The organism is Candidatus Polarisedimenticolia bacterium, assembly GCA_036001465.1.
Lineage (GTDB): Bacteria > Acidobacteriota > Polarisedimenticolia > Gp22-AA2 > Gp22-AA2 > Gp22-AA3.
Window position 1 is genome coordinate 1 of record DASYUH010000032.1, and the last position, 23,787, is coordinate 23,787.

18 protein-coding genes are annotated in these 23,787 nt (G+C 68.7%); 8 read left to right on the forward strand and 10 right to left on the reverse strand.

Going from position 1 to position 23,787, the window contains the following annotated elements; genetic code table 11:
* Window positions 1-1,466 (reverse strand): hypothetical protein (locus tag VGV60_05850; protein HEV8700777.1); only part of this gene is annotated, 1,466 nt, incomplete at its 3' end.
* A 275-nt stretch (window positions 1,467-1,741) separates the two neighbouring features.
* Between VGV60_05850 and VGV60_05855 the strand changes: the two genes are divergently transcribed.
* The 4 genes from VGV60_05855 to VGV60_05870 all read left to right on the forward strand — a co-directional run bounded on the left by VGV60_05855 (window position 1,742) and on the right by VGV60_05870 (window position 5,364).
* Complete coding sequence (locus tag VGV60_05855) at window positions 1,742-2,176, forward strand: response regulator (GenBank protein HEV8700778.1); 435 nt, start codon at window positions 1,742-1,744, stop codon at window positions 2,174-2,176.
* A 17-nt stretch (window positions 2,177-2,193) separates the two neighbouring features.
* Window positions 2,194-3,744 (forward strand): response regulator, encoded by a 1,551-nt coding sequence (locus VGV60_05860; protein ID HEV8700779.1) that lies wholly within the window; start codon window positions 2,194-2,196, stop codon window positions 3,742-3,744.
* Between the two features lie 104 nt (window positions 3,745-3,848).
* Entirely contained in the window at window positions 3,849-4,535 is a 687-nt protein-coding gene (locus VGV60_05865; GenBank protein HEV8700780.1) for a hypothetical protein, read from the forward strand.
* Window positions 4,536-4,551: 16 nt separating this feature from the next.
* Window positions 4,552-5,364, forward strand: a complete 813-nt coding sequence (locus VGV60_05870) for a transporter (GenBank protein HEV8700781.1) — start codon at window positions 4,552-4,554, stop codon at window positions 5,362-5,364.
* A gap of 29 nt (window positions 5,365-5,393) precedes the next feature.
* Here VGV60_05870 and VGV60_05875 read toward each other — a convergent pair whose 3' ends face one another.
* Together VGV60_05875 and VGV60_05880 are read right to left on the reverse strand one after the other, a co-directional pair.
* Complete coding sequence (locus VGV60_05875) at window positions 5,394-7,823, reverse strand: serine/threonine-protein kinase (protein HEV8700782.1); 2,430 nt, start codon at window positions 7,821-7,823, stop codon at window positions 5,394-5,396.
* Complete coding sequence (locus VGV60_05880; GenBank protein HEV8700783.1) at window positions 7,820-7,978, reverse strand: hypothetical protein; 159 nt, start codon at window positions 7,976-7,978, stop codon at window positions 7,820-7,822. The genes VGV60_05875 and VGV60_05880 overlap by 4 nt, the downstream gene beginning before the upstream one ends.
* A gap of 203 nt (window positions 7,979-8,181) precedes the next feature.
* On the opposite strand from VGV60_05880, the gene VGV60_05885 reads away from it, so the two are divergent.
* Together VGV60_05885 and VGV60_05890 are read left to right on the forward strand one after the other, a co-directional pair.
* Window positions 8,182-8,571: a hypothetical protein gene (locus VGV60_05885; GenBank protein HEV8700784.1), complete on the forward strand. Its 390-nt coding sequence runs from the start codon at window positions 8,182-8,184 to the stop codon at window positions 8,569-8,571.
* Window positions 8,572-8,625: 54 nt separating this feature from the next.
* Entirely contained in the window at window positions 8,626-9,624 is a 999-nt protein-coding gene (locus VGV60_05890; protein HEV8700785.1) for a hypothetical protein, read from the forward strand.
* 61 nt (window positions 9,625-9,685) lie between these two features.
* Here VGV60_05890 and VGV60_05895 read toward each other — a convergent pair whose 3' ends face one another.
* The 7 genes from VGV60_05895 to modA all read right to left on the reverse strand — a co-directional run bounded on the left by VGV60_05895 (window position 9,686) and on the right by modA (window position 18,731).
* A complete protein-coding gene (locus VGV60_05895; GenBank protein ID HEV8700786.1) occupies window positions 9,686-12,010 on the reverse strand; it encodes a S8 family serine peptidase in 2,325 nt (774 codons plus the stop codon).
* Window positions 12,011-12,199: 189 nt separating this feature from the next.
* Window positions 12,200-14,389, reverse strand: coding sequence for a TonB-dependent receptor (locus tag VGV60_05900; protein HEV8700787.1), 2,190 nt, complete (start codon window positions 14,387-14,389; stop codon window positions 12,200-12,202).
* A gap of 207 nt (window positions 14,390-14,596) precedes the next feature.
* The gene (locus VGV60_05905; GenBank protein ID HEV8700788.1) at window positions 14,597-14,899 is read right to left on the reverse strand and encodes a hypothetical protein; all 303 of its coding nucleotides are present in this window, start codon (window positions 14,897-14,899) and stop codon (window positions 14,597-14,599) included.
* 67 nt (window positions 14,900-14,966) lie between these two features.
* Window positions 14,967-16,124 (reverse strand): porin, encoded by a 1,158-nt coding sequence (locus VGV60_05910; GenBank protein ID HEV8700789.1) that lies wholly within the window; start codon window positions 16,122-16,124, stop codon window positions 14,967-14,969.
* Window positions 16,125-16,153: 29 nt separating this feature from the next.
* Window positions 16,154-17,266: a molybdenum ABC transporter ATP-binding protein gene (gene modC / locus VGV60_05915; GenBank protein ID HEV8700790.1), complete on the reverse strand. Its 1,113-nt coding sequence runs from the start codon at window positions 17,264-17,266 to the stop codon at window positions 16,154-16,156.
* Window positions 17,263-17,934 (reverse strand): molybdate ABC transporter permease subunit, encoded by a 672-nt coding sequence (gene modB, locus VGV60_05920; protein HEV8700791.1) that lies wholly within the window; start codon window positions 17,932-17,934, stop codon window positions 17,263-17,265. Before modB ends, modC begins: the two co-directional genes overlap by 4 nt.
* Complete coding sequence (modA, locus tag VGV60_05925) at window positions 17,931-18,731, reverse strand: molybdate ABC transporter substrate-binding protein (protein HEV8700792.1); 801 nt, start codon at window positions 18,729-18,731, stop codon at window positions 17,931-17,933. Before modA ends, modB begins: the two co-directional genes overlap by 4 nt.
* Before the next feature lie 74 nt (window positions 18,732-18,805).
* Here modA and VGV60_05930 point away from each other — a divergent pair, with 74 nt between their 5' ends.
* Entirely contained in the window at window positions 18,806-19,219 is a 414-nt protein-coding gene (locus tag VGV60_05930; protein HEV8700793.1) for a LysR family transcriptional regulator, read from the forward strand.
* Between the two features lie 72 nt (window positions 19,220-19,291).
* Window positions 19,292-23,779, forward strand: a complete 4,488-nt coding sequence (locus VGV60_05935; GenBank protein HEV8700794.1) for a hypothetical protein — start codon at window positions 19,292-19,294, stop codon at window positions 23,777-23,779.
* Window positions 23,780-23,787: the final 8 nt, after the last annotated feature.

Below are 23,787 nucleotides of genomic sequence, written 5' to 3' on the forward strand. Positions count from 1 at the left end.
TCGGGCGGCGTGGTGCCGATCCAGTGCGCGTGCGCCAGGAAATCTCTCACCACCCGCTCGGCGTCCTCCCCTTCGTCCTGGGGGACCGCGGCGAGGACGTGGTGCAGATCGTGGTTCTCCGCGTCCACGACGAAATAGTGGATGATCGAGACAGGAACGCCGGTCTTGTTCTTGCCGACACCGACGAACCGGAAGCCCTGGAAGGGCGAGGGAATGTCTCCGTCGTCCTTCACCACGGTGAGCCCCTGGGCGCCCAGGGCCTGCCTGAATTCCGACCGGAACTCGCCGGGCTCCTCGAGCATGCCCTGAGGATAGGCGAAGAGCGTCACCCGGTGACCGCTCGCGTGCCACCACTGCGATCGTGCCGTCGCGTCGTCCGCGAAGATTTCCCATTCCGCCGTCTTGCGGCTGCCCCGCCAGGAGGCGTCCGTTCCGCCGAGGTCCAGGTCGCGATCCACCACCGGCCGCGCCGACCCCGCGAGGGGCAGGACGCCGACCACGAGAAGCGCCGACGCGAGACCGCCGATCGTCGCGAGCCGGCCGTATCCGGATCGCCGCGCCGCCGTTTCGGGCTTGCTGCGGGACACCAGGATCTGGCTCAGGTGCACGCTCTCCAGCTTGGTCAGAAAGAACAGCAGGGCGCCGACCCCCACGACCACGCCGACGCCCCCCGGCTCGGACTGCAGGAGCATCAGGAGGAAGACTCCGTAGAGGAACACCTCCCCCAGGAAATCGGCTGCGGCCAGGAAGGGATGGCCCGCATACAGGAGACCGGCACCCGGGAACGCCAGCGACAGGGCGGTCGCGAGGCGCGAGGACCGGAATTCGGTCCGGCACGCGTCGCAGGATTTCGGACTGGCCGGCACCGCGGCGACGCACTGCGGGCAGTGCCAGAGCGGCACCTTCTGCGCCCCCGCGGCCCCTTCCTGCTGCAGGCGCGTCTTCAGGCGGGGCAGCAGGAGATCGAGGAGCTTCTTGTCCCCCCGGAGCGGCACTCTCCAGGCCTGCTTCCTGCCCTCGACGGGCGCGAGCGTCAGCTTGCCGAACCCGAGCTTCAGATCGCGGACGCTGGCCCAGGGATAGGACCGCACGCGAGTCTCGGCCTTCTTGCCGCGCACGCCGAGGAGCACCTCGATGAGGCGCGATTCGGTGAACACCAGAACCACCTGGTGGTACGTCATGGCCATGTAGCCCAACGCGAGGCAGGTCAGAACGGGCGGCACCTCCATGGCGTGCGCGACGTAGAGGACGTGCTCGTCCTGACGCAGCAGGCGTCCCGCCAGCGGCATGGCGGCCTTCCACTGTTCCAGCCGCCCGCGCTGCAGGCGGGGGCTCAGGAACGCCGACGCCCCGGGGAAGAGGTCGGACGGGCTCCCGGACTTGGCCTTTTCCACCAGCGGCCTGTCCGCCAGGGGGCCGAGATGCTCGGGTTCAATCTTGTGATCGCGCGCTCCTGCAGGGATCATCGTGTTCCACCTCCGCGGGTCAGAACATGCGGCCGCAGGCAGCCCGCGTCAAGGGTTCCAGCGATTTCTGGACTTCTCCATCCGTCCGCCTATGTTGGTATCAGGTGACGTGCGGCTCATCAGACCCGGGGGTCTGAAGACCTCGGAGCACCGATTGATGCAGGCGCCCTCGACATCCACCTCCTTGGAATCGGCCTCCGGCCCTCGCCTCGGCCCGGCCCGGCGCGTGGTGCGCGGTCATGGCGGTGGGACGTGCGCCGGGCGCGCGGTGCGCGATGCATAGGAAAACGATCCTGCTCGTCGAGGACAATCTGGATGACGAGGCGCTGACGCTTCGGGCCCTGAAGCGGCACAACGTCGCCAACGAGGTCGTCGTCGCCCGCGACGGCACGCAGGCGCTGGACTATCTCTTCCGGGCGGCCGAGGGCGGGGACGGAGGGACCGCGATCCCCGAGCTCGTCCTTCTGGACATCAAGCTGCCCGGCATCGACGGCCTGGAGGTGCTGCGCCGCCTGCGCCAGGATCCGCGCACCCGGAGGCTGCCGGTCGTCATGCTGACCTCGTCGGTCGAAGAGAGCGACCGGCTCGCCAGCTACGACCTGGGGGCCAACAGCTATGTGCGCAAGCCGGTCGATTTCGTCGAGTTCAGCGAGGCGATCAAGCAGGTGGATCTCTATTGGCTCGTCCTGAACGTGGCGCCACCCCGGTAGAGCCTGGAGAGGGCACGATGGGCAAGCCGCTGCGGCTTCTGATCATCGAGGACTCGGAGGACGACGCCGAGTTCGTGCTGCGCGAGCTCCGTCAGGACGGCTTCGATCCCGCCTGGGAGCGGGTGGACACGGCCGAAGGCATGCAGAGCGCCCTCGCGCGCCAGGACTGGGACATCATCATCTCGGACCACAGCATGCCGGTGTTCAGCGCCCCGGCGGCCCTGGCGCTCCTGCACAGGACCGGGCGGGACATCCCCTTCATCATCGTCTCCGGCAGCATCGGCGAGGAGCAGGCCGTCCAGGCCATGAAGCTGGGGGCGAAGGACTACATCCTCAAGGGGCGCCTGACCAAGCTCCCCGCCGCGGTGACGCGCGAAGTGCGTGAGGCGGAGCTCCGGCGGGAACACTCGCAATCGAAGGAGCTCCTGAGCCAGACCCAGGGCCGGCTGGACGTCGCGATGGGCCAGCTCATGCAGGCCGAGAAGATGACCGCCCTCGGCGAGCTGGTCGCCGGCGTGGCGCACGAGATCAACAATCCTCTGTCGACCATCATGGGGTACACGCAGCTCCTGCTCGCCAGGGGCGTCCCCGCCGAGATCCAGAGACGGCTGGACATCGTGCACTCCGAAGCCAATCGTCTCGCCAAGATCGTCAGGAATCTGCTCACGTTCGCGCGCAAACACCCTCCCGAAAAGAAGCACCTCGGGCTGAACGGGATCATCGAGAAGACTCTCGAGCTCAAGGCCTATCACTTCCGGGCCAGCCAGATCATCGTGGAGAAGGACCTGGCCGCCGACCTTCCGGGCACGATGCTGGACTTCCACCAGATCCAGCAGGTCGTCCTGAACCTCCTCAACAACGCCGAGCAGGCGATCGTCGAAGTGAAACGCGGCGGGACCATCCGGCTGACGACCCGCCAGGCCGGCGACCGGATCGAGTGCCGGATCGCGGACGACGGGCCGGGCGTTCCCCGCGAAATCGCCGAGCGCATCTTCGAGCCGTTCTTCACCACCAAGAAGGAAGGGAAAGGGACCGGCCTCGGCCTGTCGCTCTGCTACGGAATCATCCAGGAGCATGGCGGCAGCATCCGGGTGGAGTGCGGGCCCGGCCAGGGAGCCACGTTCGTGATCGACCTGCCGCTGCTGGGCAATCCGGAGACCGCGCTGCCCGACACGGCCGACACAGTCCCCGCCACGGTCTCCTCCCTTCGGATTCTCGTGATCGACGACGAGTCGAGCATCCAGGATCTCCTGGTGGAGCTTTTGAGGACGCAGGGACATCAGGTCGACACCGCCTCCGACGTCCCCGAGGCTCTGCAGAAGATCGCGTCGAACGGCCACGACCTCATCATCTCCGACATGAAGATGCCGCACGGCACCGGAAGGGACATCTACCGGGCGGTCCTGCAGAAGAACGCCCGGATGGCCCGGCGCATCGTGTTCACGACCGGCGACGGAGCGAGCGCGGAGATCAAGAAGTTCCTGACGGAAGCCGGCAACGAGATTCTCTTCAAGCCGTTCAAGCTCGAAGACCTCGCGAAGGCGATCGCCCTCGCGACGCGGAACTGATCCCACCTTCGCCAAAGCCGCGCCCTGGCTTGATTTGCCTCGGACTCCTCCTCGTCGTATAAGTATTGATGTCCCATATGTCCGTTTCGGAAAGGAGGACGACCATGCGACGGATCAGGCTGTTGAGTTTGATGGCGGCGACGCTGTTGTCGGTCGCCGTCCCGGCCCGCGCCGACGAAGCCGCTCCGGGAAAACCGGCCGTAACCGGCAAGGACAACGCGGTGCAGAGGATCGAGGCCGCGTCGGCCCGGCAGATGGAGATTCTCACCGCGCTCCTCTCGAAGGTCCCGGAGCAGGCCCGGCCGGGCATCGAGAAGGCGATCGCGGCGGCGCAGGCCGGACACGACAAGGCCATCGCCGCGCTCACGGGTCACGGCGGCCCCGACGGCGAGGGCCTCGCCGGAATGGCGCCGGCGAACGAAGCCGGCGTGCAGGAGGATTCGGGCAAGCCCGAGGTGACCGGTCTCGAGCGCGCCCGGGCCGCGGTGGCGGCCGGGTTCGAGCACGCCACCGCCGCGCTTCAGGGACTGCTCGATCAGGTGCCGTCCCGGGTCGCGTCCCGGATCGAGGCGGCGCTCAATCGTCTCGACGACACCCGGACCGTCGCCCTGCGGAACCTCGATGGCCTGATCGCCGGCGAGAGACCGGATCATCCGGGCCTGCAGGAGCGCGCCGAGCGTCCCGAGACTCCAGAACGGCCGGATCGGCCGGAGCGCCCCGAACGGCCTCAGCTGCCGGAACGCCCCGAGCGGCCGCAGCCACCGGATCATCCTTCGCCGCCGAACGCCTAGACACCGCGCGGCGACGGTGCGGGTCCGTTTCGCCTGCCCCCGGGGAAGGGCCTTCACGGCCCTTCCCCTTTTTGCTCTCGTCGCCGCGACGCTCCCGGGCGCCAGCGCCATGGCGGGGGCCCGGACCGACTTCCGATTTCTCCCGGCTTACTTCAGCGGAGATTACGGAACCGGGATCGATACGTCCATCGTCTATCTCCCGATGATCCTCGTCGTCTCGTCCGAGAGGCAGGAGTTCCGGGTGACCGTTCCGTACCTGTCGATCCGGACGCGCGAGCCGGTCCTGTACCTCAACGGCGAAGTGATCGCACCGGCCCCCGGCGGGAGCACGGCGGAATCGGGTCTCGGCGACGTGCTGGTCCAGGAAGAGGTCTTCGTTCTCCAGGGAACGGCGCGACGTCCCTGGGTTTCCGGCATCCTCCGGATCAAACTCCCAACGGCCGACGACACGAAAGGGCTCGGCAGCGGTGAGCCCGATTTCGGCGCGGGCGTCGCCGTGACGCAGCCCCTCGGAGGTGCCTGGAACCTGATCGGGACCTGGATGCACACTGCGCGAGGCGATCCGGCGGGGTTCGACTTCCGCGACACCTCCTGGCTCACCGCCGGCGTCCACCGGCGCCTGTCGGACCGATCGTCCTGGCATGCCTTCTTCGATCGGCGCCAGTCGGTCATCGAAGGGAACCCCGACCTCGCCGACTTCAGCCTCGGCTACGACCGCGCGCTGGCGCGGGGCGTCACGTTCCGCTCCGCCGTGTTCGTCGGCCTCTCCGACACGGCCGAGGACTTCGGGGTCAGCGCCGGGTTCTCGGTCGCCTGCGGGGGGCGTTGATCCGCCCGGAGGAAGGCGCCCGCCCCCTTTCAGTGGGAGGCGGGGACCTCCGCCTCGAGGATCGTGTCGCGGAAGAGCGGGCGCCCGGCCACCGCGATCCGGAACGCCCACACGGTCGCTCCCAGAATGACGACCAGGGCCGGCAGCCCGGCCCCCGCGCGCCAGGACGAGAGATCGAACGTCATCGGAGTCTGCGCCAGGAGGTCTCCGATGGAGATGCAGGTGATGGTCGACAGCAGACCGAAGCGCAGCAGCAGGATCCAGAACAGGCTCATGGTGCCCGCCATGAACCCGGCGTACATCGCGAGGGATCCAGCGCCGGGATAGAAAATCATGGCGCCGACCAGCGAGACGAGGAGGATCGCCGGCCAGCTCCTGCGGAACAGCAGCCGGAGCACCAGGAACAGCATGACCGGCATGAAATTGGTGAGCACGCTGGTCGTGTGCATGGCCAGGGTCGCGGTCACGGCGTGGCGCAGCCCGCGGAGCGCCTCGAGGCTCCACAGATCGGCGAACGGCGGCACCGACGGGAGCCCGAGCCGTCCGGGCAGCCACTGGAGCATGCGGATGTTCAGGGCGAACACCACGCCGAAGACCGCCCCGACCAGGAGGTCCCGTCCGACGAGCGGATCCCGCGAGCGGCCTCCGAACAGCCTCACCCAGGACACGAGCATGCGGGGCCAGAGGCGGCGGGCGTACGGCTCGAGCGCGATGTAGAACAGCCAGACGAGGCCGACGCGATACATCGCGTAGGCCAGGTGCCCGACGAAGAGGACCACCTCATGCTCCGGCGGCAGGTGGTGCGCCCCGAGAATCCAGAGAAGGCGGATCCCTCCCAGGTACAGAGCGAACCGCAGAGCGGTCCGCCGGTCGCCCCGGCCGTTCCGGATATTGCGCACCGCAAGGAACACGGCGCCGGTCAGCACGATGAGGAACGCCCCCGCCTCGAAGATCGCGGAGGCCCGTCGTTCGGCATGGGGCTCCGACCCATCGGGCACGGAAGCCCGGCTCCAGGGCTCGAAGATCCGGAACCAGACCGGCCGGCCCTGAAAGGACGCGGCCTCGACGTGGATCGGCACGTCCGGCGCGTCAGGATAGGTCCCGTCCCAGGCGACCCGGCGATCGGCGTAGACGGGGGGCGACCAGGACGCGCCGGCCTCCCGCAGCGCCGCCGTTCCCAGTCCCGCCGCCCCGAGAATCGGACCCCAGTCGGGGCCGGCGGGCGCCTCCCCGGGGTCCTGGCGCTCCGGAGGAACGGCCGTCAGCGCCTGCAGGCGGCCCTCGGGGTCGAGGGCAATCTGCAGCATGTCGGGCAGGTTGTTCGGCGGATCGGCGAACCAGTCCCCCGTGCTCGCCGGGGAGTGCCGCACCAGGGGACGGGGGCTTTGCCGGTACCAGAAGAGCAGCCCGGCGGGCCGGCTGCGACGGAGCGGCCCCCACGGGTCGATCCGCGGTCCCGATTCCTGCAGGTGCCGAAGTAGATCCTCGTTGCGCTCGAAGGCGCCGATGCTGTCGGCCGGCGCGCTGTCGTAGCCCGCGACGCGCGCGATCTCCCGCGCCCGCTCGATGAGCGCGTCGGGCGGCTTCCTGAGGGGGACGAGATTCACGAGCCCCGTCTGCTCCCCCAGGAAGACGACGAGCCCCGTGCCGAGCACCATCGCGGCGAGGCCCGCCCAGGCGAGGGCCGGACTCAACCCTGAGCTCTGCCCTGCCTCGGCCAGAAGCTCCGGGGACGGGGTCTCGCCGGCCGCGAGGGCGGCCCCGATCGGGTCCCCTCCCGGCAGGGCGGCCGCCACCGCGAGGGCCGACGCGGGGCGGAGAGCCGGATCCGTCTCGAGACAGCGCAGGATCACCCGCTCGACCGCGGGGTCGAGCCCGTCGACCAGACTGGCCGGGCTCGCCGGCGTCGAATCGCGCCGACGCGACAGCTCCTCCGGCGTGCGCGCCTCGAACGCGGGCTTGCCCGTGAACAGCTCGTAGAGCACCAGCCCCAGGGCGTAGACGTCGCTCCGGACGGTCACCTCCCGCCCCGCGTGCTGCTCCGGCGCCATGTAGGCCGGTGTCCCGGCCCGCACCTGCGGCCCCTGAATCTCCGCCGCGAGGCCGGCCAGCCCGAAGTCGGTCACCTTCACCTGCCCGCGGCCGTCGATCATGACGTTGGCCGGCTTCAGATCGCGGTGCAGGATCCCCTGCTCGTGCGCCGCGGCCAGTCCCCCGCAGAGCTGTCGGGCCACGCGAATCGCCCGATCGAGCGGGAACCGTCCGATCCGCCGCAGGAGCGAGGCGAGGTTTTCTCCGTCGACGTACTCCATCGACAGGAACTGCTGGCCGTCGGCCTCGCCGATGTCGTGGACGCGGCAGACGTTCCGGTGGGTCACCCGCAGCGCCAGACGCACTTCGTTCAGGAAACGCCCCTGCCTTCCGGGCTCCGCCTCGAGCTCCTGAGGCAGGAACTTCAGCGCGACCGGGTCCCCAGCTTCAGATCGTCGGCGCGATACACCTCCCCCATTCCTCCGCGGCCCAGGAGCCCGACGATGCGGTAGCGGCCGGCGAGCAGCGTGCCGGGGAGGAACCGCTCGGGCCTCGAGGTCCCCTGCGATCCCGCCTCCTGCATGTGTGTCCGCGTGGGGGTTTCTGACCGGGATTCGAGCGGCGCGCCGCAGATGAGACAGAAGCGGCTGGTTTCGGGGATGTCGCTCGCGCACGACTGGCAGCGCATCGATCGGTCCCTCGAGGGGTGTCGGCGGCGGAAGAGTACCACGCCCGGACCGCGTGGTGGCCCGCTCGCGGCCGCGCCGTGGAAGAGCCCGAGGGAGGGTGCTAGAATCCCTGCCTCTCGAGGGGAGGTCGGTGGACGTGCGGTTTCGATTCGTGGCGGTGGGGATGCTCCTGTCCTGCCTCGCCTCCTTCGTTCCTCCGCTGGCGGCCCGCGGCGGAACCGCCTGCGCCATGGCCCGCTGCGGCCGGTCGTGCTGCTGCGCCCCCGGGAAGGACGTCGATCGCTGTCGCCTCGGACGTCCATGCGGGGCCGGGGCCTCCTCCGAGATCCCGATGGCGCCGCTCGGAAGCGGACGGCCCGCCCTCCTCCCCCGCCCCGAGGCCTCGCAACCGCTGATCGCGGAGCGGCCGGTTCACGTGGAAGACTGGCGCCCCGCCGCGGGACCGAGCCTCGACCCGCCGTTTCATCCCCCGCGCCCGCGTTCCTGAAGCGATTCAGCCGCTTCTGATCCTCAACCCGCTTCTCGAACGGAGGGAACTGCCGTGTCTCTGCGTACTGCCCGTATTCTTGCCGCAGGCGCCTGCCTGATGCTGTTCACCCGCCCGACCACGGTCCATGCAACGTGCGGCTCGGCCAACTGCTTCCTCGTCACCGGCACCCAGGAGGGGGTCGGGAACCGGGGCCAGCTCATCGTGGACCTGTCGTTTCGTTACGTCGTCCAGGACCGCAAGCTCTCCGGGACCCGGAAAGTCGGCGAGGTCCTGACGCCCAGGGTCGACTTCGAGAGCGGCGTCCTCGAGCCGGACCACCACCGGGAGATCCGGACGCAGAACACCCTGGTCGAGATCGACATGGCCTACGGACTGACCGACCGGCTGGCCCTCGAGTGGCAGCTGCCGGTCATCAACGACCGCGATCACGAGCACTTCGGCGACGTCGGCACCGTCGACGAGCACTTCTCGAATGCGGACGGCTCCTCCGGCTTCGGCGACATCCGGGCGGGGATCCGTTATGCCCTGGCGGTCAAGGCGCGGCAGATCCTGATCGGCGGCCTGGCCGTCAAGTTGCCGACCGGCCAGTACAAACTGCTCGACAGCGAAGGGGAGATCAACGAGCCGACCATCGAGCCCGGCACCGGCTCGACCGACTTCATCGGATCCCTCGCCTGGTCGCGCCAGATCGTTCCCCAGAAGGGGGAATGGTTTCTCTCGGGCTCCTACCGGTGGAACGGGGAGAACGGACTGGACTACCGGTTCGGCGACGAGATCCAGACGAGCACCGGGTTCCGCTACCGGACGGAGCATCTGGTCACATGGTCCCTGCAGGTGAACGGACGGAGGGCCGATCGGGACGAGTTCCTGGGGGACGGCGTCCCGTCGACCGGCTCCACCCTCGTCAACCTGACCCCCGGGATCCGGCTCGAGATCAAGACCGGCACGTCCATCTACGGGTTCGTCCAGGTCCCCGTGTACCAGAAGGTGAACGAGGTCAACCTCGCGCCGGGGCCCGGGATCATGCTCGGCGTGTCGCACCCGTTCTGACCGAGGTCCGGGGGGCCGCACCAGCCCCCCGGGGCTGTCGCGCATAGAACACAAATCGCGATTACGGACAGGGGGAATTGTTCGGCAGCGGCGTGACGCCGTCCGCGGCGAAGCCGAGCAGGCCTTCGATGCCGTCCTTGACCCCGGTCACCAGGTAGAAATAACCGTCGCCGGCGGGAGGACTCGATGGGTCGGAGAAGGAAGGCGACGGCAGCCCTTGAGCAAAGCAGGTGCCGTAGTACGTGCTGCCCTTGAGTGAGAGCGTTCCACGGTAGGCATTGTAGGTCGTCGCCGTCGGAATGGCGCTCCAGGTGAACGTGTTGCCGCTCGAGGAGGCCGAGAGATCGGGGATGGACTTGATGAGCGCCTGCACCGAGCCGAGGGCGTCGAGCTTCCCGGCACCCCAATCGTTGTTGGGGAGGGTGGCGCCCGTGAAGGCGTCCTGCAGGGCGCTCCCCTTCGCGAGGGCGCGCAATTGGACCGCGTCGAGCCGCGGGTTCAGTCCGAGCATCTGGGCATAGACGCCGGTCACGTGCGGCGCGGCCATGCTCGTCCCCTCGATCACCCAGTGCACGCCGTCCTGGACCACGCGCGGGCGGAGCGTGCCGCCCAGAATGCTTGCGGCCGCGTCGGAGGCGAGGGCCGAGGCCACGCCCATGCCGGGAGCGGCGATGTCCGGCTTGATGCGCCCGTCGCGAGTCGGTCCGGGGCTCGAGAAATCCGCCAGCGCGCCGACCACGATGCTCGGGTCCGCATAGATCCGGCCGATTCCGTCCACGTCGATCCACTGTTTCTTGGTGACGAAGGCCGCGACGGAGGTGGCGTTGAAGGAGGTCGCGGGCATGCTGATCAGCTCCGTCAAGTCGGGCTGGTTCCAGTCTGCGAAGGCCTGCGCCGAGCCGAAGCTGGAGAACCAGATCCACGTGTCGAACCGCCCCCCCTGGGTGACGGTGTTGCCGCGCACATCGAGCGACCAGGTGCCAGGGCACGGAGGACGCCCGCTCTGGTCGTCGATTTCCATGTCGAAGAAGCGCGCTCCGTTCGCGGCCGGGGAGCCGGTATCATCGATGATCATCGTGCCGCTGTTCGTGGCGATCCCCTGCTGCCCGCCGCCGGTGGTATTGGCGAGCGACAGGACCGCTCCGCCGCACGGCGATGTGGTCGGATCCTTCAGGGTGACCGTCAGGTTGTCGCCATTCGCATACCACAGCTCCCAGGCCTGGACGTCGTTGAAGATTCCGGGAAGCGCCGTATAGCTCGGGATCGTGAACGTGAGTGTGACGGTCCCGCCGGCGGACACGACACCGGAGGCGTGAATACCCGCTCCCCGGATGTTTCCGGCCGAAACGCTCACGACCTTGCCGGGCTTCCCGGGGCCGGTCAGCGCGTCGATGGTGACCTCCGTGGATTCGGAGCCATCGTGTGCGCCCAGGTCCGTGCCGAGGCTCATGTTGATCGAGTACGGCTCCCCCCGCTCGGCCGCCTTCGCGTCGATGAAATCGAGGGCCGCGGAGAGATCGAAGCAGGTGGCGCAGGAAGCGTCTCCCGGCTCGGGGAAAGTCTTGACGACGATCAGATCGGCATGCGACGCCACGCCGACGTAGGTGTCGGGCGGCTGCCCGTTCCCCGTGCTGTGGCCGTTGCCGCCGGCGATTCCGAGAACGTGGCTGCCGTGAAATCCGGCGTCCGGCGCGGTGATCGATTGGCCGCCGCCGAGCGCCGCGTTGATGTCGGTCTCCGTGTACAGGCAGCCAAAATCGAACGGAACCGGCGGACGGGTGCCCACGCAGGCGTCGTCCTGGCTCCAGAGATACTTGATGCGGGTCGTCCCGGGAGTGCCGTCCTCGTTGCGGTTGCGAAAATCGGGATTTCGCCAGTCGACTCCGGTGTCGACCATACCCACGAGGACTCCGGCCCCGCGCGCGCCCACGCCGGCTGCGACCTGATCGGCCCGGATCGCCGGGATGCTGGCGTCGAGATTCGGACGGTACTGCCGCCCGATTTCGATCCATTCGATGCCAGGCAGGTCGGCGATCTCCTTGAGCCGGGGAATCGGCACGACGGCGCTGGCGAATCCACCCAGCGCGCCGTACGTGACCACCCCCAGCTTCTCCACCGCGTGCCGCGCCCCATCGTCGAGCTTCATCCTGATCCGCGCGATCGGTGGCGTCTGTTCGAGATCGATCGCCAGGACGCGCGCGTACAGTTGCAGCTCGCCGGGATCGAGGCCGGTCCTTCTGCCGGAGGCGTCGATCTTCATCCCATGGATGAGGCGATGCAGCATGGGATCGAGCTTCGCGGCGGGGCGGGCAGGCTCCGCCGGGACCGTGGCGAACGCCTGCAGGACGGCGACGGCTAGTAGAATGCGAATGGGCTGCTTTTGCACGGTGGGCTGACTCCCTGGAACGCGTCCGGGCACCCGCGAAGGTACGACGCCTTCGTGGATTCGTCAATGACCGTGAAGCGGTCCAAGCCTTTCTCCGTCGCGAGTTCCTCGAGCGCGGGCGTGGCCGGTGCCGAACGACATGGCGCCGGCCGCGCCCGGGACACGGCACGCTCATCCGAACACCAAAGATTAGAACAGCAAGCGATATGTCATCTGGAGGTTCCGCCCCTGCTGGGGTATGACGTCCTTGATCGGCGAGATGTGGTTGCGATACAGCTTGTCGGACAGGTTCTCGAGCCGCACGCCGATGCGGTGCAGGATCCCCTTCCCCGCGAGCGTGATCCCTCCGTAGACGTTGTAGATCGTGTACCCGCCCGTTTCCGTCTCGAACGGGGCCACCCTGTCCTGGCGCAGCGCGCCCCTCGCCTCCGCCGCCACGAAGAAACTGTCGGTCTCGTAGCGCAGGCCGCCCCCGAAGCGGGTCGGCGTGATGCGCGGCAGCGGCTCGTCGATGCCCGTGTTCTGGGCCCGCACCGAATCGGCGAGGATCTCGAGGATGAAATGCTCGCGCAGGTTGAGATCGCCGTGCAGCTCGAAGCCGGTGAAATCGGCGTCGGCCGCGCCGTACTGGAAAATGGGGAATCCCGATCCGGCGTTGACGAGGCCCGTGGGACTGATGAATATGAAATCGCTGAAGCGCGTCTTGAAGAACGTGAGCTCGCCACCCAGCCGCTTCGTTCTCATCCTCAAGGACAGGTCGAGGCCGAGGCTCGTCTCCTTGCCGAGCGTCTCGTCCCCCACCTCGAAGGCAAAGGTCGCGGCGTGCGGGCCGTCCGCGAACAGCTCCTCGGCGCTCGGCGCCTTGGAGCTATGCGTGAGATTCGCCGACAGGCTGAGCGGGTCGTTGAGCTTCACGATCGTCCCCAGGGCCGCGGAGACCAGATCGAAGCTCTTGTCGATTCCCGTCGCCGCCTGATCGACTTTCACGCTCTCGAATCGGGCCCCCGCAAGGCACCGAATCTTGTCGAACGCCAGCTCTTCGTACACGAAGCCCGCGTACCCCTTGGTCCTGGCCTTCGGGACCAGCACCTCGGCCCCGACGGCGGAGAAGTCCTGGTCGAGGTTCCACAGCCCGAACGAGCCGTTCCAGCGCCCGTGCACCTTCTGGGACACGTCCACGCGGAGCTCGGTGGTGTCGAGGTCGAACTTCGTGCCGGGCGTCCCATCGTCCTCGAACTCCGTGTGCTCGTAGGTGCGGCTCACCGCTTCGAAGCGCGCCGCCTTGAACGGGCCGAACTCCTTGTCCACCTCGCCGCGCGCCTTGAGGCTGTGCTGCTTCATGCCGATCGTGACGCCCGGGTCGCCCGGAGGGACCGCGGCCCCGGCGTCGTCGACGGGGATCCCGTAGTCCGCCTCCCACGATCGATAGGCCACGCCGAACATCCCCCCCGGCTTCACGAAGGAGGCCCCCACGTGCGCGGTGTCGGTGTCGTATTGCGAGTTCCCCGCCGTGCCCCCCTTGAAGTCGAACTCGTCCGCCTCACGGTGCCCGCCCCCGACGCGGAACCCGACCGGCCCGGCCGCCGCCTCGATGTCCGCCGTGGCGGACATCTCGCCGGCGTTCGAACCTCCGAGCAGGAGGAGGCTGCCGGTGGGCTTCTCGTGCAGGTGCAGCGGCACTTCATTGCCGAGAATGTTGATCACGCCGCCGATGGCGTTGCTCCCGTACAGGAGGTTCGCCGGCCCGCGCACGATCTCGATCTGCTCCGCTCCCGCCGGATCGGAGGCCACGCCATGGTCCGGCGAGATCGACGACACGTCGCCGACGCGCAGCCCGTCCTCGAGAATCAGCACACGGTCGCCGCCGAACCCGCGGATGACCGGCCGTCCGGCCGCCGGCGTGAGACCGGTCTGCGAGACCCCCGGCTCGTTGCCCAGCGTCTGGCCGAGCGACACGGCGGCGCGCTGCTCCAGCTCCTTGGCTCCCATGACGTCCGTCGGCTGGTACACTTGAAGAGGATCCCGCGCCTCCACGCTCGCCGTCACCGTCAGCTTCTCTTCGTGGAACTGCACGTCGAGCACGACCTCGACGCTCGCCGGCTTGCCCGCCTCGACCGGGACCTGGCCCGAATACGACCCGTACCCCGTGGCCCGGACCGAGAGCAGATACTTTCCGGGCGGGAGATCTCCCAGAGTAAAGTGTCCGGACGAGTCGCTCCGCGCGATCCGGTACTGACCGATAACCTCGATCTCCGCCCCCAGAATCGGCTTCTTGCTGTCCTTGGTCGTTACCGTGCCGGTAATGCTGCCCTGCGCCGGACGCTCAGGCGTCGCGGGCGTTTCCGCAGATCCGGCTGTCTGCGCCCTCAGGCCTGTCACACCCACCATCGCAAGGAACGCTGCAACACTAAGGGAACTCAATGACTTTCGTTTTGATCGCATGGATCCCCCCCTGTATTTCTTCCGCAACGCGGACGGTCAATCATCGAAGACGGCGCCGTCATCCCCGCGGCGCGTGCGCCGGCGGACGGAATGGTGGCCGTCTCGGGACGGATGTCCCGCTATTCATTCACGACGTATGGGCTGTCAGACCGCGAGGAGGACTGGGGGACCGCGCAGGGGGTGGAGGACGGAGACACTGCAAAGCGTGCGATCGGCGGTCGGCTCCAGCGGTAGCCGGAACGTGACCGGCCGGGGAAGCGGCACGCGCACATCGGAGACCGCCAGCGAAGGACGATCCTGCGACGTGCAGACCGGACAGCGGGCATGGTCCGGGTGATGCGGGACGATCTGGTGGACCGCCACCAGGACGAACGCGAGCGCGAGGACTGTCGCGCACCACCTGACCCACGGCCGCGTGCCAGGCGGACGGACTGGGTCTCGTGTCATGGACCTGTCTCCCTGAAGAAGGCCGTCATTCTATGACGAGCCCCTGCTTGAATCAAGGAGACACCTCTCAGAATGTGGTGACCACCGAGAGGCGAATCTCGTCGTTGTCGAGGGCCGTCGGCCGCTCGTGGCGCTCGGTGTAGTCGAGCTGGATCTTGCGGCCGTGCCCGGCGGCGAAATAGGTGAGGCCGGCGGTGCGGTTGTGGACGGTGGCCGTCACCGCGCCGCGGTCGGTGTCGAGATTCTCGTAGCGTCCGACGACCTGGAGCCGGCCCGGACCGACGTGCCCGGGGAGGAGAAGCCCGGCCTGGGTGTAGTACCCGCGGATCGACCGGGTGTCGGCGCCCGGGCCGTCATAATCGTCGCGGCGCTCGAGCCAGGCCCCCTCGAACGTCAGCGCCCACGTCCCGGCGAACGGCTGATCGTAAAAGAGGTCCGCGGCCCAGGCGCGGTAGGCGCGGGACTCGGCGGTGAACGCGGAATCGTCCTTCGAGTCGAGCCTGTGGTTCTGGGCGTCCGCCTGCACGGCGACCTGCAGGATCCGCTTCTCTCCGATGGTGGTGCCGGTGTAGCCCGCTCCGGTCTCGGGGGTGAACCAGTTCCAGGAGACGCGCGCCGCCCCGCGCAGGCTGCTCGTGGGGTTGCTGTCTTCCTGGTCCGATCCGTCGAACACGGCGACCCGGTACTGCAGGCCGCCGTGGTTCCCCCAGATCATCCCTCCCTGGTCCCGGCTCCCTTCGATCGCGGGCCGGAGCGAAGGGAGGAGCGCGCGATCGACCAGGAGCTGATTGAATGCGGACTGGAGGTTCTGGCGCAGGAACGGGACCTTGAACTGGCCCACCATGAATTGAAGCGCGTCGGCGCGCTTGTAGTTGAGGTACAGATCCTTGACGCGGAACCCCGCATCGTCCCTCAGGACCTTGCTGCCGACATTGTCCTGCCCGAGCTGGGCGTAGAGGTCCACCTTGGGGGACGCCTGGGCCACGAGAATCACTCTCCCCCGCCTCAGGAACAGGTCCTGGATGTCCTCGGTCTGCGGCGTCGGGGCGGGGGACCCCGAGGGGAGGTCGTCGGCCCCGCCGGCGACGGCCCAGAACATCAGCCGGAGCTCGATCTCGATCTTTTTCTTCTCCCCCGCCTCGGGGGCCGTCGCGGCCCCCGTGGGACGGCCCATCGCCAGGGCCAGGATCGACAGGGCTACCCATCCGTGAAGTCCGTGCCGCACCTTGCGCCTCCTTGTGGTTGTTGAATCCATCAACGCGTCGCCAGCAGGTGAAGCGAGTTCGCCTTGCACACCAGGTGCGCCCGCCCGCCGGGAGCGAGGGCGAGCTGCCGGCACGCCTGCGCCGTGATCGTCGCGAGCACCGGCGCGCCCAGCCGGCCCACCGCCACGACCACGACGACCTGCCCGGCCCCGCCGTCCTCGGCCGCCGGTTGCCGGATCTCCCGGATCTCTCCCGCCAGGATGTTCTGCGCCGACAGCCCCGTGGGCGGATGCACCGCCAGAATCAGTTCCTCGGCCCGCGCCGCCACGATCACCTCGCGCCCCGCCTCGAGGCCCGGCGCGGCGACCGACACGCGCACGCCGGGCTCGAGCTCCACCGTGGCGACCGCCGCGGAGGCCTCGACGACCCGACCGGCAAGAATGTTTTCGAACCCCCCCTCGCGGGCCATGGGAAAGATCGAACGATCGATGAACACGTCCTCCGGGCGGCCGCGCGCCACCTCCTTCCCCGCCGCCAGGACCAGGACTTCGCGGCTCAGGAGCGTGACCTCGGTGGTTTCGTGCGACACGTAGATCGTCGGGACCGCGAACTCCTTCTGGATCCGCAACAGGCAGGGAAGGATGCGCCGCCTCAGCGGCTGGTCCAGGCTCCCGAGCGGCTCGTCCAGAAGCAGCAGCGCCGGCCCGGAGCAGAGGGCGCGGCCGAGGGCGACCCGCTGCTTCTCCCCTCCCGACAGGGACGCGACGTCCCGATGCCGCAGATCGCCCAGCTCGAGGACTTCGATGGCCCGCTCCGGATCGACGCGCGGCGCTCCGGGCCTCCGGGCGCGCCGGGATCCCGAGACCACGTTCCCCAGGACGTCGCGATGGGGAAACAGGAGCGCATCCTGGGGGACGTAGCCGACGCCGCGCCGCTCCGGGGGCAGGACGAGCCCGCGGGACGAGTCGAGCCACGTCTCGCCGCCGACCCGGATCGTTCCCCGCGCTCCCCGCCGAAGCCCGGCGATCGACTCCAGGATCGAGGTCTTGCCGGCCCCCGAGGGGCCGAAGATGCCCAGCGCCGCCTCGGACGTCTCCCATTCGACCGAGAGCGTGAATCGGTCGAGCGGCATCGTGAGGTCAACGAGCAGGCTCGGCATCATGCGGAGCGCGCGCGCTTGCGAAGGAGGATCTCGACCGTGAAGACGGCCGCGAACGCGAGGACCACGGTGACTGCGACCAGCGTCATCGCTGCGCGATCGTGGCCGATCTGCATGTCGCTGAAGATGGCCAGGGCCAGGGTCTGCGTCCGTCCCGGAATGCTCCCGGCCACGATGATGGTCGCCCCGAACTCCCCCAGCGCCCGGCTGAAGCCCAGGACCGCCGCCGCCAGAAGGCCGCGGCGGGCCAGGGGCAGAGTGATCTCCACGAACGTCCTGACCCGTCCCAGTCCCAGCGTGCGCGCGATCCCCTCGAGGCGGGAGTCGACCTCATCGAACGCCACCCTCGAGGTCCGCACGACCAGCGGCAGCGCCATGACGCCGGAAGCCAGGACCGCCCCCTTCCAGGTGAACAGCAGATCGAGATCGAATCCCAGCGACGATTCACCGAGAGGTCCGTCCCTCCCCAGCATCCTGAGCAGAAGGTACCCGATCGCCGTCGGAGGCAGGACCAGGGGGAGCGAGGCGATCGTCTCGATCAGGCTCTTCCCCTTGAAGCCGCCGCGCGCCAGGAGGAGGCCGATCAGGACGCCCGGCGGCAGGACCAGGACGGTGACCCAGCACGCGACCTTGAAGCTGATGAGCAGGGGGGACACCGCGGAACCGATCAAGGCGTCCCGGCCTGCACGATGAACCCGGATCGCTCGAACGCCGCCAGGGCTGCGGGCCCGGCAAGCCATGCCACGAAGCGCCTGGCCGCCTCGACGTTGGGACGCTTCCCGAGCGCCGCGACCGCATAGGAAATTCGCGGCTCCTCCGCGGCGGGGACTTCGTACAGCACCCTGACCTTGCTGGAGATCGCCGCGTCGGTGCGGTAGACGATCCCGACGCCGGCGGCCCCCGACTCGACCGCGGCCAGGGCGGCCCGCACGTCCAGCGCAGGCGTCACACGATCCGCGACGGACTCCCAGACGCCTGCCTTCTCGAGCCACGCCCGCGCGTACTTGCCGGCGGGGACCGCCTCGGGATTGCCCAGAGCGATCCGCCGGATCGCAGGCGAGCCGAGGTCGGACGCCGAGCCGATGCGCAGGGCCGAATCGGACGCGCCCACGACGACCAGTCGGTTGGAGAGCAGGGACCGGCGCGAGCCGGGGTCCACGAGCCCGACCCGGGCGACGTGATCCATCCAAGCCTCGTCCGCGGACAGGAAGGCATCGGCCTTGTTGGCCGCCTCGATCTGCCGCGCGAGGTCGTTCGAGGCTCCGAAGTTGAACACCAGACGCGCCTCGATGGCCTTCTCGCAGGCGGGGGCGAGCCGCTGCAGGACGTCGCGCAGGCTCGAGGCCGCGTACACCACGATCTCGGTCGGGGCGGCTGGCGCCGGGGCCGGCACGCCCGCCCGGGCGACCGCCAGCCCCAGGATTCCGGCCGCCGCGGCCGGCGACGCGGCGAGACTCCACCATCTCATCCTCGAACCTCCCGAGGCTGCGGTAGACTGCTGTCCGTCCGGGTGGACGCCGGCATTATATATCAGGATATACGATGAGCGCGCGAGGCCGCACACGCCCCGAGTCGCGCCGGGCCTGGATCGCCAGGCCGCGCTGGCGCATCAGCCTGGGATCGACGATCGCGATGGGACCGGGCAAGGCCGATCTGCTCGAGGCGATCGGGCGCGCCGGCTCCATCTCCGCGGGGGCCCGGTCGATCGGGATGTCCTACCGGCGCGCCTGGCTCCTGGTCGAGACGATGAACGCCTGTTTCGTCAGGCCGCTGGTCGTCACCTCGAAGTGGCGGGGCGGGGGCGCCCGTCTCACACCCGCCGGAAAAGACGTTCTGCGGCTGTACCGGGAAGTCGAGGCCAGGAGCCGCGCCGCCTCCCGGGCGCTCGTCGCCGACATCCGGCGCCTCCTCGGGCCGCCATCCGGCCGCAGGCTTCCATTCAAAAAGGGCTCTTGACAGCCCGCGCGCGCTGTGGAATGGTGCGGTCCATTCACCAACGCTCGGTCTTCCGTGGAAGGGAGGTCTCCCATGCTCCCGCGACACTCTCGGATTTCAGCGGCCGTTTTCGGCGTTCTCCTGCTTGCTCTCGCGTGGACTCATCCGTACCGGGCGGCGATCGAGGGAATCAACTGGTACCCGATCGGACCGGCTCCGGGCCACTTCACACCGTTTCCGGGCGGGGTGAGCGGCAGGGCGACGGCCGTGGCGGCCAATCCGTCCAACCCGGATGACATCTGGGTCGGGACCTCTCAGGGCGGCGTGTGGCACTCCACCGACGGCGGAACGACCTGGGCGCCCAAGTCCGACGACCAGCCGTCGCTGGCGATCGGATCGCTGGCCCTGGCGGGTTGCGGCGCCAATGGCTGCCTGTCGATTTACGCCGGCACCGGCGAGAACGCCATCCGGCGTGACACGTTCTACGGCAAGGGCCTGCTCGTGGGGTCCGTCGATGGGCCGGACGTGTTCTGGAGCAACAAGACCGGCACCCCGTACAGCTTCAAGCACGGCTCCATCTACAACGTCGTCCTCGATCCCACCACCTCGGGAAGCGGCCAGGTCCTCTACGTCACCCTCTCCAGCGGCGTCACCGCCTCCGCCTCGGAGTCGACCGTCACCGCCCCGGAGCCGTCTCCAGGCGGCTACGGCATCTACAAATCGACCACCAACGGCAACAGCTGGAGCAAGCTGACCATTCCCGGGGCGGACGGGTTCCGGCCGACCGATCTCGAGATGGATCCGAACAACAGCATGGTCCTCTATGCCGGATACCTGGGGCGGGGAATCTTCAAGAGCACGGACGGCGGCGTCAACTGGTGCCCGCTGAACAAGGGCGTGCCGAAGCCCATGGGATGCCCCAGCGTCAACGGCCTGCCCAACGTGAACAACACCACCTTCGATCACGTGGAGATCGCCCTCTTCCGCACCAACCCCGACATCCTCTACGCCTCGTTCGGGCACTGCCCCGACCGGCTCCTGGACGGCTGCTCGCCCGACGTCTTCAAGTCGATTGACGGCGGGATGAACTGGACGCAGACCTACACGGGGACCGAATCCGAGACCGACAACTGCCCGAACGGATACTCGCGCTACACGCACGCCCTGACGGTCCACCCCACGACGTCGACCACCCTTTTCCTGGGCGCCATCCGCCTCTGCAAGTCCACCACCAGCGGCGCGTCCTGGTCCGTCGCCGACACCAACACGCTGGGCGGCGTCTCGCACTTCGACCACCACTCCGTGGTCTTCCATCAGAGCGACCTGAGCCGGGTCTACAACGTCAATGACGGCGGCCTCGTCACCTCGGCGGACGGGGGCGGCACCTGGACGCCGAAAAACGGAAACATCCAGTCCTTCGGCTTCCAGTCGATCGCGTCGTCGCCTTTGACGGCGAGGGTGATCGGCGGGGCCCAGGACAACACCGGACAGATGTGGACCGGCCTCAGCGGGTGGGACACCCTGCCGTGCTGCGGCGACGGCGGTTTCTCCATCATGGACCTGGACAACGTCATGCGGATGTACGTGACGACCAACGTGCCCGATCCCTTCAGCGTGGTCCCGAAACGATCGAGCGACGGAGGCGCTTCCTTCGGAGACGTGATCAACGCCGGGCTCAACACCACCGATCCGCGCTCCTTCTATTCGCCGTTCGTGCAGGACCCGACGTCCCCCCATCCCCTCTACTTCGGGACCAACAGGCTGTTCAAGAGCACCAACGACGCCGGCAACTGGACCGCCGTCAGCCCGGTCCTCAGCACGGCGCCGGTGACCGACGACATCGTGTTCGGGCAGGACGTCATTTCGGCGATCGCCGTGGCCCCCGGCGATCCCAACCGCATCTACCTTGGCTACTACAGCGGCAAGGTGTTCGCCACGAACTCCGCCTGCGCCAGCGCCTGCCCCGGGATCGGCTGTTGCTGGACCGAGAAGGACAGCGGGCTTCCCGCCGCGCCGATCACCTGGATCGCCGTGGACCCGACCAGCTCGGACACAGCCTATGCGACGCTGTCCGGGTTCTTCTCGGGCATCCATGTCTACAAGACCACCAACGGCGGGACCACATGGACCGCGACCGCCGCGCACGGCGATCTCAACGGCGTGCCGGCCAACACCATCCTCGTCGAGCCCAGCGCGCCGAGCCGCCTCTGGCTCGGCACGGACATCGGCATCTACAAGAGTCTCAACGGCGGCGGGAGCTGGTTCCGCTTCAGCACGGGTCTGCCCCGGGTCCCGGTCTTCGAGATCTCCATGGATGAGTCGCGCGGCAGGGTGTTCGCGGGGACTCACGGCCGCGGCGCGTTCATTCTCACGAGCCCGTTCCTCAGCAACTTCGAGGGCTGGGTGGACGACGCCATCTGGGACATCCCGGTCTACGGGAGCGGTTTTCTTCCCGGCCAGAACTGCACGCTCAAGATCCTGCGGCAGAACAGCACGGTGTGCGCCACGGGGACGCAGGACGCCATCGGCGGCACGATCACGACCGACGCAAGCGGCGTGCTGGTCACGAGCAAGGGAGGTTTCTGGAACGGCAAGCCGGTGGCGTGGGCCTGCCTCAACGGCAATTGTCTGGGAGGCGTGAACATCTCATCCTGCAACCAGCCCGGCAACAAGGCGGCGGCCGTCGTGGCCATCTGCGGCCCTCAGGTCGGCATCGACCTGATCACGGGCTGCCCCGACGTCACGAGCCCCCCCAGCTCCTGGATCAGCCTGACCGGGCTCGGGGGATTTTCCGCCTCGAACAACAAGAATGTCTCCATCGACGCCCTGCCCGCGGGGGCTTTCCAGCTGCTCCCGACGCTGCAGACGGGGGACGGAACCACGGAGACTCTGTGCTCCGTCAACGTGCCGATCGCGGCGACCGACACACCAGCCGACGTCCTCAAGAAGGCACGCGACGCGGTCAATGCCGACGCGACCTGCATCGCCAAGGGCGTGAGCGGCGAACTCCTGCCCGGCCGCACGATGGATGAGGAGGAGGACCTCTTCCCGGACCTGGACAACCTGAAGCTCCTCGCCCCGGGGTTGATCGGAGGGCAGCTGGTCCCCTCCCTGCGCGCCGCCCCCGGCCAGGCCACGGGGGTCTGCTTCAGGATGAACAAGCTCGGCACGCCGGTGACCAACCAGCTGCGCATCATGCGGGCCCGCTTCGAGACCGCCGCAGGTGGCGCCTCCGGCGGATCGCTCGTGTTCCGCGAGCGCAGCGGCCTGGGCAACTGCACCATCAGGGTCCCCCTTCCCCTCGGGGGCTCGGCCGACGACGTCGCCAAGGCGGTGCAGGACGCCTTCCAGGTCCCGGGCATCCCCGGGCCTCACCCGAACTGCCCGGCCGGCGCGAACCCGCGTGACATCAACCGGCACGGCAACAGCTATTCCGTGGTCACCGTTCTGCCCACCGAGCTGGAGGTCTGCGTGGAGGATCCTCGGGTCGGGATCTCGCTCGCTCCCGAGGAGGTGTGCTTCTCCGACCTCGACTGTGACGATTTCAACCCGTGCACCCGCAATACCTGCAACACGCAGACGGGCCAATGCAAGACCTCGGCCGAGCCGGACGGCCTGCCCTGCCAGGACGGCAATCCGTGCACCGTCGGCTCGACCTGCAGGAGCGGCGTCTGCGGCGATCCGGTCCCGTGCAACGACCAGAACCCGTGCACCGAGGACCTCTGCGAGCCGACGACGGGGAGGTGCGTCAACCGGCCCGTCACCTGCGACGACGGCAACGCCTGCACGCTCGACTCATGCGTCGCCACCACGGGGCAATGCCGGTTCGATCCGCTCGCGGGGCAGGCGTGCGACGACGGAAACCTGTGCACCTCGCACGATCTCTGCGTCCAGGTCCCGGGGGCGACCGCTCCCACGTGCCAGGGAACGCCGGCCTGTGCGGATACCAACCCGTGCACGGTCGACAGCTGCAACCCGGCCACGGGGGCTTGCCTCATCCAGCCCCTCGACTGCAACGACGGCAATCCCTGTACGGTGGACTCCTGCGCGAACGGACTCTGTCGCTCCGATCCCGTCTTCGGCATCGCCTGCCAGGACGGCAGCCCGTGCACGGTCGGCGACGCCTGCGGCCGCGACTCCACCGGTGCGCCGGCCTGCATCGGGCAGCCGGTGAACTGCAGCGACGGCGACGCCTGCACCACCGACTTCTGTGACGAGGCGACCGGCGCATGCGGGCATTCGCGCCCGCCGCTGTCCCTGGTCACGGGGCACGAGATGCTCAGCAACGAGAAGATGTCCTGGCTGGCGACGCCGGATGCGACCCACTGGAACACGTACCGCGGGACGATCCCTTCGGGCGGGATGGGAAGCCGCACGCCACGTTACGACCACGCGTGCTTCGAGAGCGACGACGCCGCCGGCGACGGTCCGCTCCTCTCCGTCGATGCCGCGAATCCGCGGGCCGGCTCGGCGTTTTACTATGTCATCACGGGAGAAGCGGCATGCGGGGAGAGCGCGCCGGGAGTGGATTCCGATCTCACTCCAAGGCCGCTGCCGTTCCCCTGCCCGACCCCGCCCTGATCGGAGGG